Origin of the sequence: Sporomusa malonica (assembly GCF_900176355.1) — a bacterium.
In the GTDB taxonomy this organism is placed as follows: Bacteria; Bacillota; Negativicutes; order Sporomusales; family Sporomusaceae; genus Sporomusa; species Sporomusa malonica.
The window spans coordinates 1-12,929 of record NZ_FWXI01000003.1 but is presented as its reverse complement, the minus strand read 5'-3'; the positions used below and the strand labels follow the sequence as shown (position 1 = coordinate 12,929).

Sequence of the window (12,929 nt, the reverse complement as noted above, 5' to 3'; positions counted from 1 at the left end):
CCTAATCTAGTGGCTGGTACAAAAGCCGAGGTATCAGAGGTAAAACCCGTTCCTGATCTAGTGGCTGGTACAAAAGCCGAGGTATCAGAGGTAAAACCCGTTCCCGATCTAGTGGCTGGTACAAAAGCCGAGGTATCAGAAGTAAAACCCGAACCTAGTAATGACGTTCAAATCATCCGTATGACGGCAGACCGGAATGGCTATCAGCCTAGCACCCTCTATGTGCAAAAAGGAATACCGGTAAAATGGATCATTGAGGGTAAGGCAATTAACTCCTGTAACAATGAGATTGTAGTACCTACCTTACAAATTAAGAAGAAGTTAACTAAGGGAGAAAACATGATTGAATTTACGCCCAAAGGCGGGGATGTTACCTTTAGTTGCTGGATGGGAATGATACGTGGTGTCATCAAGGTAGTAGATGGCGTGAATCGATAAGGATATATCTTTGGGGGAGCAATTTCCCCAGTGTTATAAAGTGGTTGGAAATATCCTGTAAGGGGAGACCTTGCAGGATATTTTGTTGTTCGCCAGTTCTCAGCAAAACTCATAATATCTTCATGCCATATTCATAAGATATTCATATTTAATTTGTATAATATAGGTAAATGAGTAATGAAATTGGAAACGGAGAGTGGAAAGAATGGATAAACAGCAAGAAGGTATCGTTCTGGAAGTAATCGGTAAGATGGCCAAGGTTAAGGCTAGCCGGCATAGCGACTGTGAAAATTGCGGCTCATGCCCAGGCAATACAGCCCTCATTGTTGAAGCCCTAAACTCGGTTGATGCCAAACCCGGTCAGCGAGTAGCCATTGAGATTCGTGAGGTGAATATGCTCAAGGCGGCATTTGTTGTCTATATGGTGCCATTACTTGCGGCGTTCGCCGGTGCGCTGGCGGGAAATTACGCAGCTCCCTACCTGGGGATAGACAGCTTGGTGACATCAATTGCTGGAGGATTTGGCTTTTTTGCACTGGCGGTATGGTATGTCAAACACTTTGATCATATGGCGCGTACCGATGAGCGGATGCGGCCAGTGTTAGTAGCTATATTATCCAAAAACATCTAAAATTTCCTATAGAGTGACAAAGTAAAAGGTTATAGAACATAATGTAACGAAATAGACAATGGAATTATATATGTAAATAAGGCAATACGTCAGGGTCTAGTTTACTCAGTAATCCCCCATGTTTAGTTGAAAAAACAAAAAAAATCCCCCCATTAATATGGAGGGAAGTGAATTTTGGTGCTAGGAGAAAACCCTTGATTTATCTACTTTAATAAATGCCAAGAGATTATCAAAAATTGAGAGGGTTTTCTTTAAGATGGCAGATTGATACTATTGTTGCGAGTGCTTAGTGTGATCAGCCGATTGTTGCGGCGTTTCAGCTGTATGTTTGGACATCATATCTTTCATCATATTCTGCATCATATCTTTCATTTCGGGCGATTGCATCATATCTTTCATCATATCCATCATCATGGGCTTCATTTCCGGTGACATCATCATGTCTTTCATCATGCTCATCATCATAGGCTTCATTTCCGGTGACTGCATCATATTCATCATTTTGTCTTTATCCATCATGGGAGTCATTTGGGCGGGCGACTGCTGGGCCGATGCGGCCGATACTGGCAAAGCAGGAGCTAGTGCAGCACCGACAAGAAGAGTAATTAGCGTGAAAGATAGCATGAGTTTGGACCAACGTTTGTTCACAATTGATCATCTCCTTCAACATAATATGTTTATCACATTCGGCGAAGGCAGCAAAAATCCTCTCGAACGAATAGTTAAATGGTTGTATTTGGTAAAATTTTGTGACAATAGGTGGCGGGGTAGCGGTATTAAACACAAACCTTTGAATTATCTGCGTTAATAAATGCCAATAGTCTATCATAAATTGAGAGGGGTTTTTAGGAAGATGCAATGGTTTCGGAATTTGCCAACAGCGCGGAAAATACTTAGCTTAGTACTCATGATGGTGTTTTTTTCGGGAATTATCGGTTATGTAGGTTTTAAGGCAACCACCCATATTAAAAAGTCGCAAGATGACATGTATGCCAAAAACCTGCTGCCAGTCAAATGGGTTAATGCCGCCCGCAGTCAGTCGCAGGCTGCGCTGGGTATTACTATGGAAGTCCTTCTGGCCCACATGGATAAAACCAAAGAAAATAAGCTGCTTGCTGAAGCCAAGACCCGGATGGACGATGTTGAACAGCTGTTTAAACAATATGAGACGGTAGTTCATGATGATGAAAAAGAAAAGCTGATGCAGATTGAGAAAATGTTCAATACCTATCATCAGGAACGGCATAAAGCGATAGAATTGGCGTTGGCGGGTAAAAAACAGGAAGCCTACGCCTATTTTGAGAAAAATGCGGCCGGGCATGTTGAGCATGCGAACAGCATGCTAGAGGAAATGGCCAACAACGAGGCCAAGCAAGCTGCCACTCGAGCAGAGCACAGCGCTAAGGAGGCATCTGAGGCAATTACCTGGATTATTGCTATCACTGTGATTGCCATGATAGCAGCACTTGGACTTGGCCGCTATATCGCCCAAGTTATTGTTAGCCCGCTGCAAAATATGGTTGAACGGGCCGAAGAAATGGCCAAAGGAGATTTCACCGGCAAGACCGTTGTCGCCCTATCCCAAGACGAGATTGGGAAGCTTGGCCAAGCGTTCAATATTATGACCGAAAACCTGCGTAAACTAGTGTCGCAGGTTACAGACTCAGTCGAGCAGGTAGCCGCCGCCTCAGCCGTTCTGACTGAGGGCGCTGAGCAATCAGCGCAAGCGGCAACCCAAGTTGCCACGTCGGTAATGGAAGTCGCCCACGGGACACAAGAGCAATCCCAAGCGGTAAACGAAACGTCTGGCATAGTAGATAAGATGTCAGCCAGTATTCAGCATGTAGCCGAAAACGCCGGTACTGTAGTTGGGGTTGCCAACCAAGGGGCTCATACTGCCCAAGAGGGTAATAAGGCTGTAGCAGCGGCTGTACGGCAAATGGCCAGCATTGAAGGAACGGTGGCTAATCTGGCAACACTAGTGACCAAACTAGGCGTGCGGTCAAATGAGATTGGTCAGATTGTTGATACCATTGCCGGTATCGCCAGCCAGACCAATCTACTGGCGCTTAACGCCGCCATTGAAGCTGCCAGAGCTGGGGAACAGGGGCGCGGTTTTTCCGTGGTCGCCGAAGAAGTGCGCAAGCTTGCCGAACAATCCCAAGAGGCGGCTAAGCAGATTGCCGGACTCATTAGTGAAATCCAGGGTGATACCACACAAGCCGTTACCGCCATGGAATCAGGAACCAAGGAAGTGAGAGCAGGTACCGAGGTGGTAAACACAGCCGGGTACGCATTTGAACAAATTATGGTGCTTGTAGAGCAAGTATCCACCCAAGTCGCCGATATATCGGCTTCCATTCATGAAGTAGCAGGCGGCAGCCGGCAGATCGTAAGCTCTATTCAAAATATCGAACAAATCAGTAAGAATACCGCCGCTGAAGCACAAACCATCTCGGCCGCAACCGAGGAGCAGTCGGCTTCCATGGAAGAAATGGCAGCGTCCAGCCAACGCTTGGCCCACATGGCTCAGCAACTCGAAGATGCAGTGCAAAAGTTTAAAGTCTAAATAAAGACTGGCGTCTGTATAGGGCGCCAGTCTTTGCAAAGGATACTACTGGAGGGAAGAACATGACACAAAGGTCGGTTTTAATTGTTGATGATGATGTAAAGTTGGTAGAGTTGCTAGAATTGTATTTTCAGAAAGATGGGTTTATAGTGTACACTGCCAATGATGGTCTGGCTGCTTTGAAAACAGCCCGTGACAAACAACCCGATATCCTGGTGCTTGACTTAATGTTGCCAGGGATGGATGGCTGGGATATCTGCAGGACGCTCAGGCGGGACAGCGAGGTGCCTATCTTAATGTTGACTGCCAGGGATGAAGAGAGTGACAGATTAGTCGGCCTGGAAATTGGCGCCGATGATTATGTGACCAAGCCGTTTAGCCCCAAAGAAGTCGTGGCCCGTGTTAAAGCTATCTTGCGCCGGACCAAGGGGACAACTAGTAAGCCTATACCCCTGCGAATGGGAGATGTACTCATTGACTTGGAACAGTATCAGGTAACAAAAGGCGGGCAACCTGTTGAGCTCACACCGACCGAGTTTAAGATATTGGAACTATTGGCTGGTAACCCGGGGCGGGTATTTAGCCGATTACAAATTGTTGAGCAGACGCAAGGCTATTCCTTTGAGGGCTATGAACGCACAGTTGACGCACATGTCAAGAATCTGCGACGAAAGATTGAGGATAACCCCAAAGAGCCGGTATACATTTTAACCGTCTATGGTGTAGGCTACCGTATGGCAGGTAGCCAAAATGAATAGCATTATCTACCGGATTACAGGACTCATGTTCCTGGCAGTGGCCATAACCGTAGTTTTGCTTATCTATTTGGCTAACTCGCAAATGACCGATTTATTCCAAGAGTATGTTACCGTTCAGCAAATGGAAATGCACCGCAGTATGATGACTCACATGAGCCCAGGCGGTCATGGGCAGGCTGTCATGATGGGAGCATCAGAGCAGAATTTTTTAACATCAGTACATCAATCACTTATTTGGGTTGGCGTAGCCCTATTAGTCACCGGGTTGGCGGCAAGTTATGCCTTGGCCCGCAGTATTACCATACCTTTGCGCAAAGTAAGCGCCGCTGCTCTGGAGATTGAGCGGGGAAATTTTGCTCAGAAAGTACCCGTAACCTCAAAGGATGAAGTAGGAAGCCTTGCCCTGATATTTAACAGCATGGCGGAAACGCTGGATAATAACAATAAGCTAAGGCAGCAGTTTCTCGCCAACATAGCCCATGAACTCAGAACACCGCTTGCTGTTATCCAAGGCCATCTGGAGGGAATGATTGATGGCATCATTGAGCCTAACCAAAAACAGTTAACTTCCCTCCACGAAGAGGCTGTCCGCTTATCGCGCCTAATCAAAGACTTGAAGGACTTGTCGCTTGCCGAAGTGCGCCAACTGTCATTAGAGGTCAAAGCAGTTGCCGCCAATCAGACGATTGAGCGGGCCTTGTATATGCTAAAACCTCTTGCTGATGAAAAAGAAATCATAATAAAGCAAAACTTGGCGCAAGAACTACCGCCAATTACCGCTGATGGCGATAGAATATGCCAGATATTCTATAACCTCATCACTAACGCCATTCGCTATACACCGACCGGCGGGCAAGTAACCGTTTCTACTAAGTTAACAAAAATAGAAGAGCAAGACTGGATAAAGGTTACTGTTGCCGACAATGGCCCAGGTATTAACACTGCTGATTTACCGTATATTTTTGACCATTTTTACCGGGGCGATAAATCGCGAGATAGAAAAAGTGGGGGTACAGGCCTTGGCCTGGCTATCGTCAAACAACTTACGGAAATTCACGGTGGTAAAGTACAGGTAGAGAGCACAATAGGTAAGGGTAGTTCTTTTTATGTCATGTTGCCCGCAAAAGTTCACGAAAAAGCCATAATATCTTCATCAGTTCTTCACAATGATCGTGTATTATATACATATCAAGACAAAGCGAACTAAATGTAGTGGAGTGATGGCAGATGATGTGGATTCTGTTTTTTATGAACTTGTTTGTGATAATGTATGTTATCAATGTAATTGCAAAACTGAAGGCGAACGAAGATATGGGATAGTAATAGCGACCCGGATGGTTAACAGCCATCTGGTTTATATAAATCAACCAACCTCCCCCCTACTTATAGAACCCTAGCCCAAGGCTAGGGTTCGTTGCTTGTTATGAGTAAGTTATATTGGAAAGATTCATAAGTTTTTCATTAATAATTCACAGGTTCTTCATAATTATATGGTATCTTTAAAGTGATCGAATTCCAAAGACTAGCTAATTAAGTCAAGCAATACTTGTAAAAAAACCTTACATACGAACCCCAAGGGCTGGTGGGGCTGCCGGTCTGGTACGATACGTGTATAAGACAACAAGATGAATAAAGGATGCTGTCTCATTCCTAACGATAGGCAAAATAATGACCGAGGTGACAGAATGCAAAGAACAAACCAATTCTCTGTGCTTTTAGTGACTAAAGACTTAGGAATGGCAAAGGTGCTGAAGACATTTTTGGAGAATGACTATTTTTGCCTATATAGAACTGCTACTGGTGATGAAACGTTGCAACTGCTGACAACCTGGAAGCCGGATATTATCATTCTTGATATCGTCTTACCAGATCTTGATGGTTGGGAAGTGTTAACTCAGATAAAAGAAAAAATGGATGTTCCAATCATTGTAGTCGGTGAGAATGGTAAAGAGAGTGAACGTCCCAAAGCCTTAGCGGCAGGTGCTGATGACTATCTGTTAAAACCGTTTAGTTGCCGAGACATTGAAGAACGTGCCAAAGTCATCCTGCGGCAAGAGACTAGCAAACCAAAGCCAAGTGAGATTTTTCAGGCTGGCGACCTGGCAATTAACCTGGAAAATTTCCAAGTCACTTACAAGGGGCGTGACATTACATTGACACTGACCGAGTTTAGAATCTTGGGAATGCTGGTTTTGCACTCAGAGCAGACACTAAATCGGGCAGATATTATTGAGATGATATGGGGTAAAAATTTGAAAGGAACTACACGTTCGATTGATGCCCATATTCACTCATTAAGACGGAAATTAGCGAAAAATATGGGAGAACACGAATTTATTCAAACAGTCCATGGAGTGGGTTATCGGTTTGCCAGCGCCAACAAATTGAGAGATAGCACGTCTGGTATACTTTAGTTTCTGAGATGTAGGCTAAGGACTTGGCCGAGTACGTCTGGCAGATGGAAATGACTGATAGAATGCGCCTTGAACGGCACGGTGTTGCCGTAGACGTGATCAGTACGTGCGGCCAAGGCACAACCATTATCATCCGGTTTCGACGTAACAGAAAATAAACACGAGGTGAAATAGTATGTGTTCATGGTTTTACGGCCCAGGGGCCGAAGGCTTATTCGGAGGTGGAATTCTAATGATGTTGCCGATGCTCCTATTCTGGGGCCTTATCCTCTGGGGCGGCATTGTGCTGGTGAGGAAAATGTCCCAGAGAAATCAAGATGTCAGGTCATTGACAACCACTCGGACGGCGCTTGATATTTTGAAAGAGCGTTATGCTAAAGGAGAAATCAGTCGCGATGAATACGATCGGATAAAGAAAGAAATTGAGTAGGTGAATGCAGGAAAGCGACGGGGAGTAACAACCCGTCGCTTTCCTTATCTTATCAAATTAGGGGTAGAAACAAATTTTATTATTTATTCATGCTTTTTATCTATTAAGAGGGTGGCACAGTACCCATTATCTATAAACAACATAAGATATTACATAAAGAGTTCCCGTACATCATTATCTGGAGGGGTAATTATGAAAAAACTTTGGGATGACCCAGAATTAGAAGAATGGCCAACTGAGTTTGAACTACGGCAGACATGCGCACCCAATTGTATGCCAAAGTGTCTGCCGAGCTGTATGCCACTTTGTTATCCTTCCTGTAGACCGAGAAAGCCGCCGGCATGCAACCCTGCTTTCATGAAGTGTTCCCCTTATTATTATTGAGCATTTCACTTGCATTAGTATGTTTCCACTCATGCTCCGGCAACTGTAAATGAACCCCAAATTCTTAGCCAATTAGTTTGAAAAAGATTAACATTCCACTGATCGCCAGCAGTATACCGGCCATACGCTGTACCATATTCATCCGGCGTGAAAAGAGGTGTATCCTATTTAGATACCGCTATGTAACTACCAACAACGCGAAGGGCAGGCAAAACCCCACGGCATCGATGAAAAATAGGGAGACCACACCAAGCCCGCTCCGCGTCCCTCCGGGCGGCGCTGCAGCCGCTCACGCGTCTTCCGCCTGCCGTCCTCGGGCCGCTCCGCTCATCGGCAATACCAACGGATACCACTGCATGGCTGTCCGTCCGCTCCTTGCGCCGTTTCGCTTTTGCTCCACTATCCTCATTCGCTCCCAGCCAGCCACCGCTGACGCTTGCAGTCGTATCCTGCTTGGGTGGCAGCTCATAGCCTGGCAGGGGTAGCAGGCCAGGGAACTCCTTTCACTCGCACCCAGACCTGCCGTCCACCCATCCCTACCCCTTCCCTGTCTAGGTAAGGGAAGGCGGCCATCCGATAATTGGGCTTTATGTCCACGCCCTGCCCTGACGGGTACGCTTTGCCGGGCTACCGCGTCGCTGGACATAAAAAAGCCATTATCGTACGTCCGCCACCGCTCGCGCGGCACCCTTCGCTATGGCTTCGGGGCTATCGTACCCTCCCCTGGCCCCTCCCGAGTTTAGCGGGAGGGGAAGGGGTTACCAGAGTACGGCGGCTTGGGGCATCCAACTCTGCGCCTGGCCAGAAAACCATTGGCCAACCGCGCCGCGCATACCCCATCTGGCCTGCACAGGCGACAGCCGCAGCGGAAACACCATCGCCGCACCTATCGCCGCACAGGCCAGACTGCCGCTAGGATACGAAAGTACGAGGGAAAACGGAGATAACCGCCCCGCCCGCCGGTCTTGCCATTGTATCACGCCGGTCAAGGCACTGCCTGCGCTGCTTCGCTCTGCCCCTACGGGTGACTCGGTGTGCCGCGCCGATGATTTGTTCAAACAGTACAGTCTTGTGCCCGCGCTCGTTTTGTAGGTGACGGCGGCGGGGAAGCCGCTAGTACGGAGGAGGCGGTACATGTGCTGACACTCGAGCAAGTCAAGGCAAGACTGAGGAGCCGGCGGGAAATCTACGGCAAGCTGGTCACCAGCCCGGACGGGTCGGAGTGGATACGGGTCAGCTTGACGCGGGCCCAGCTCACATATTACCTTACCCGGGTAACTTGCTACGGGTTTATCCCCGACTAGGGCCGAGGGGCCCTTTTTTTGGTTGACGGAGAACCGAGTGCCGGCAAGATGACGGATTGGAACCGCCCCGCCGCCGGTCTTGCCATTGTATCACACCGTCAAGGCGTTGCCTGCTCCACTTCGCTCCGCCCCTGCGGGTGACTCGGCGTGCCGCGCTCCTGTCTTGTTCCACATAGTAGTGTTGTGCCCGCGCTCGTTGAGTAGGTGACGGCGGCGGGGAAGCCGCTGACACGGAGGAGGCATTAACGATGTGGGATAGCTTGGTTCGGTGGTGGCGGGTGGAGGTAGCACTATTTATCTGCTACCTGTACGCAGTCAGACGGGGTGACCGCCCCAGCTACCGGTATTGCGCTGACCGTAGCATACTGGTGTCTGCATTTTGCGTGGTAGTACTAATGGCCGGCCTGATGCTGGTCGGGGCGGTAGCTACGTTTTTGCAGCAGGGCTGCCGGTAACCGGCAGCCCGTTCTGGGGAGTTGGCCCCATTTAAAATTTGTTAGGGAGGAAAGTTTAGCCAAGAATTATAAGGTTCCATAGCTTCTTCACAGGTTTGGTATATAAAGGCAGACAAAGAAGCTGCACCGTTAAGGAGGACGACTGTGCAGCGGATAGACCGGTAAAATTCCGAAGGTGTGCCTTTAATAAATCGTACATGGCCGTATTAAACTTGCCATAAGGGTAGCTAAAAAATGTTGACCAGTAATGCTCTTTTATGCTATTATTTAGCCACGATAATGAAATTCATTATCAATTAAAAACAAACCGGAGGGTTATTAAAAAAGTGAAGAAGCCTATTACTCTAATGTTATCACTACTAATGTCAGCATCTCTTGTGTTTGCCGGTTGCGCCTCCACAAAGCAGTCAGCTGTGCCCCAAACCAGTCAGCCTGAATCCAAAGAAGTCAATGTTTACACAGCTAGGCATTATCCTGGTGTGGATGATGCAATTTACAAAGCTTTCACAGATAAAACTGGCATTAAGGTAAATCTTATTAAAGCCAGTGGTGAAGAACTTATCCAACGAATAAAAACTGAAGGCGCTAGTAGTAAAGCCGATATTTATATTACTTCTGATGCCGGCAATCTTCACCTAGCAAAAGAAGCTGGCCTGTTACAGCCTATCAAAAGCCCTGTGATAGAAAAGAATATTCCTGCAAACTTTATCGATAAAGATAAAATGTGGACAGGCTTGACGATGAGAGCCAGGGTGTTGGTATACGCTAAAGATAGGGTCAATAAAGAGGAACTGTCTACATATGAAGATCTAACTGCTACTAAATGGAAAGGCAAAATTGTAACAAGGTCGTCTAACAATATTTACAATCAATCAATGCTGGCTTCGTTCATAGAGCTGAATGGTGAAGACAAAGCCAAAGAGTGGGCTAAGGGTCTTGTGAGCAATTTTGCCAAACAGCCTGAAGGTGGCGACAGAGACCAAGCTAAGGCCATAGCCGCAGGTAAGGGCGATGTGGCGATTATGAACTCGTATTATCTTGGCCAAATGCTAAATTCAAAGGATGCGGAAGAAGTCAAAGCTGCTGAGAAACTTGGCGTATTCTTCCCCAATCAAAATACAACAGGTACACATGTTAACGTAAGCGGTGCCGGAATCGTCAAGACTTCCCAAAATGTTACCAACGCTGTGAAGTTACTTGAATTCTTATCAGAGGCCGATGCCCAAAAGACATTTGCCGAAGCAAGTACTGAATATCCGGTAAATCCTAACGTAGAGCCTTCAGCGCTTCTTAAGTCGTGGGGTACCTTCAAGAAGCAGGACATTAATCTTTCAAAATTAGGCGAAAACAACAAGAAAGCTGTTCAAATATTTAACGAGATTGGTTGGAAGTAAGAATAGAATTCACGAAAATGAACAAGCATGAGATTCTCCTCATGCTTGTTCGCTTTTCAATATTAATTGCAGATACTGTGAAAGGAATTATTAACATTGATAAGACCGAGTAAATTGATAAACGAATCGAATGCATGGAGTCTTTTGGCGTTTGCCGTAATAGCTGTTACCATAATTCCGGCACTGAATATTATATTTGGTGTTGTATCAACTGAGACAGAAAATTGGCCACATATCAAACAGTACTTGCTTCAGGAATATATAATAAATACCGCTATTCTTTTTGTATTCTCCGGATTTTTTGCTGCCTTACTTGGCGTCAGTCTTGCTTACATAATTACAGTTTTTGATTTTCCGTTACGAAAGTTTTTTAAGTGGGCGCTCATTTTACCGTTGTCAATACCAGCCTATATTGGAGCTTATACGTACAGCGGTATGGTCAGTTATACTGGCGTTATCACCAAAATACTGACCTTGCTTTTCGGCAAAATGATTTTGATTGACATTATGTCGGTACCAGGAACAATATTCATTTTTACCTTTTTCCTATTCCCCTATGTGTACATTATAAGCAGGGCATTTTTGGCAAAGTACACAGCATCACTTATTGAAAGCGCCAGAATGCTTGGCAAGAATTATATGCAAATATTTTTCAAAGTGATACTTCCAGTCTCGCGCGGTGTAATTGCCTCAGGCTGTGCTTTAGTTTTAATGGAAGTTGCCAACGATTACGGAGTTGTCAGTTATTTCGGGATTAACACTTTCAGTATTGCAATTTTCAAGGTATGGTTCGGGATGGGGGACATTAGCTCGGCTGTTCGGTTATGTATGTATTTGATGGGGTTTATTGTTTCAATTATCTTATTAGAAAAGATAGTAAGGGGTCAAAAGAAGTTTGCTATCGCTACTTCTAAGGTTAGAGTGTTGGCACTACATAGACTTCCCAAAACAAAAGCACTGGCAGTCAGCTTCTATTGTTTTATAATATTTAGTCTGGGATTTTTACTTCCTTTTTTTCAATTATTAGCATGGGCATCTATGACCTATGATGAAGTATTAGAACCCAGCTTTTTTGATGCTGCAGTCAATACTGTTGTTGCAGCAGTTATTTGTGCTGCTATAATTGTTTGCTGTTCTATAGTGATAACGAACAGCGCCCGAATCAGCCAGAACATGTTCGCCAGGACTGCGGCTAAACTTACCGTAGTAGGCTATTCGGTGCCAGGGGCTGTTATTTCTATCGGTGTTCTGATATTGTTTATGTGGTTAAATAAATTTACAGAGAGCGCGTGGGAATACTCTGTCATTACCAGTCTATACATGTTGTTTTTCGCATATATAGTCAGATTCTTAGCGGTGGGCTGCAATACACTTGAAAGTGGTTTTGAGAAAATAGGGAAGACGTTTTTTGAGGCATCCAGAACCTTAGGATGTGGTGTCACAGAAACATTCTTCAAAGTTGATTTTAAAATGATTATCCCTTCTTTAGTAGGTGCTTTTTCTTTGGTATTTGTGGATATGGCCAAAGAGCTGCCGCTAACGCTTATATTACGTCCATTCAATTATAATACACTTGCCACCAAGGTGTACGAATATGCTCATGATGAACGAATTCAGCATAGTGCTCCGGCCGCGCTAATCATCATAGCCATCTGTTCTATATCGGTTTACTATCTGTCCAAAGCAGAGAAGGAGTGAGTCAATTGTTTCTAGACTTGAAAAATGTATCATTTAAATATAAAGGTACAGATAAGTATGTTCTTAAGGACTTAAACATTAGTGTGGAAAAGGGAGAGATAGTTTCTATTGTCGGGTTAAGCGGCAGCGGAAAAAGCACTGTGCTACGACTTATAGCAGGCTTGGAAGTACCGGCATCCGGGAGTATAACAATAAATAATAGGGTAGTGGCTGATAAGAATAGTTTTGTTCCGCCAGAAAAAAGAAAAATCGGTATGGTTTTTCAAGACTATGCGCTGTTTCCTCATTTTACCGTTCATAGCAATATTGCTTTTGGCATATCAAATATCCCTAAAAAAGATCGCGATGAGCGGGTTAATCGACTATTAAGTCTAATTAATATGAACGAGTATAAAGATAGATATCCCTACCAGCTTAGCGGCGGTCAGCAGCAGAGAGTAGCAGTTGCAAGGGC

The 12,929-nt window shown here is 45.5% G+C and carries 14 protein-coding genes; 11 read left to right on the top strand and 3 right to left on the bottom strand.

What is annotated here, in order from left to right:
* The first annotated feature begins 9 nt into the window (after positions 1–9).
* Positions 10–438: a cupredoxin domain-containing protein gene (locus B9A22_RS25970; protein ID WP_084574375.1), complete on the top strand. Its 429-nt coding sequence runs from the start codon at positions 10–12 to the stop codon at positions 436–438.
* Between the two features lie 205 nt (positions 439–643).
* On the top strand, positions 644–1,069 hold the full coding sequence (locus tag B9A22_RS03705) for a SoxR reducing system RseC family protein (protein ID WP_084574374.1): 426 nt from the start codon (positions 644–646) through the stop codon (positions 1,067–1,069).
* A gap of 270 nt (positions 1,070–1,339) precedes the next feature.
* Here the strand turns inward: B9A22_RS03705 and B9A22_RS03700 are convergent, their stop codons facing one another.
* The gene (locus tag B9A22_RS03700) at positions 1,340–1,717 is read right to left on the bottom strand and encodes a hypothetical protein (RefSeq protein WP_084574373.1); all 378 of its coding nucleotides are present in this window, start codon (positions 1,715–1,717) and stop codon (positions 1,340–1,342) included.
* A gap of 205 nt (positions 1,718–1,922) precedes the next feature.
* Between B9A22_RS03700 and B9A22_RS03695 the strand changes: the two genes are divergently transcribed.
* The 5 genes from B9A22_RS03695 to B9A22_RS03675 all read left to right on the top strand — a co-directional run bounded on the left by B9A22_RS03695 (position 1,923) and on the right by B9A22_RS03675 (position 7,240).
* The gene (locus B9A22_RS03695) at positions 1,923–3,638 is read left to right on the top strand and encodes a methyl-accepting chemotaxis protein (RefSeq protein ID WP_084574372.1); all 1,716 of its coding nucleotides are present in this window, start codon (positions 1,923–1,925) and stop codon (positions 3,636–3,638) included.
* Between the two features lie 62 nt (positions 3,639–3,700).
* Positions 3,701–4,396, top strand: a complete 696-nt coding sequence (locus B9A22_RS03690; RefSeq protein WP_084574371.1) for a response regulator transcription factor — start codon at positions 3,701–3,703, stop codon at positions 4,394–4,396.
* On the top strand, positions 4,389–5,603 hold the full coding sequence (locus B9A22_RS03685; protein WP_084574370.1) for a sensor histidine kinase: 1,215 nt from the start codon (positions 4,389–4,391) through the stop codon (positions 5,601–5,603). The genes B9A22_RS03690 and B9A22_RS03685 overlap by 8 nt, the downstream gene beginning before the upstream one ends.
* 478 nt (positions 5,604–6,081) lie before the next feature.
* Positions 6,082–6,810, top strand: a complete 729-nt coding sequence (locus tag B9A22_RS03680) for a response regulator transcription factor (RefSeq protein ID WP_176215376.1) — start codon at positions 6,082–6,084, stop codon at positions 6,808–6,810.
* 232 nt (positions 6,811–7,042) lie between these two features.
* Entirely contained in the window at positions 7,043–7,240 is a 198-nt protein-coding gene (locus B9A22_RS03675; protein ID WP_217805869.1) for an SHOCT domain-containing protein, read from the top strand.
* Between the two features lie 673 nt (positions 7,241–7,913).
* On the opposite strand, the gene B9A22_RS03670 is transcribed toward B9A22_RS03675, so the two are convergent.
* Together B9A22_RS03670 and B9A22_RS03665 are read right to left on the bottom strand one after the other, a co-directional pair.
* On the bottom strand, positions 7,914–8,270 hold the full coding sequence (locus B9A22_RS03670) for a hypothetical protein (RefSeq protein ID WP_176215375.1): 357 nt from the start codon (positions 8,268–8,270) through the stop codon (positions 7,914–7,916).
* A gap of 112 nt (positions 8,271–8,382) precedes the next feature.
* Positions 8,383–8,604, bottom strand: a complete 222-nt coding sequence (locus tag B9A22_RS03665; protein WP_176215374.1) for a hypothetical protein — start codon at positions 8,602–8,604, stop codon at positions 8,383–8,385.
* Between the two features lie 572 nt (positions 8,605–9,176).
* Between B9A22_RS03665 and B9A22_RS03660 the strand changes: the two genes are divergently transcribed.
* From B9A22_RS03660 to B9A22_RS03645, 4 genes are all read left to right on the top strand, one after another.
* Positions 9,177–9,383, top strand: coding sequence for a hypothetical protein (locus B9A22_RS03660; RefSeq protein ID WP_084574365.1), 207 nt, complete (start codon positions 9,177–9,179; stop codon positions 9,381–9,383).
* A gap of 347 nt (positions 9,384–9,730) precedes the next feature.
* The gene (locus B9A22_RS03655; RefSeq protein ID WP_084575905.1) at positions 9,731–10,777 is read left to right on the top strand and encodes a Fe(3+) ABC transporter substrate-binding protein; all 1,047 of its coding nucleotides are present in this window, start codon (positions 9,731–9,733) and stop codon (positions 10,775–10,777) included.
* A 114-nt stretch (positions 10,778–10,891) separates the two neighbouring features.
* A complete protein-coding gene (locus tag B9A22_RS03650; RefSeq protein ID WP_217805868.1) occupies positions 10,892–12,475 on the top strand; it encodes an ABC transporter permease in 1,584 nt (527 codons plus the stop codon).
* Positions 12,476–12,492: 17 nt separating this feature from the next.
* Positions 12,493–12,929, top strand: a 437-nt coding sequence (locus B9A22_RS03645; protein WP_176215373.1) for an ABC transporter ATP-binding protein, incomplete at its 3' end; no start/stop codon positions are given.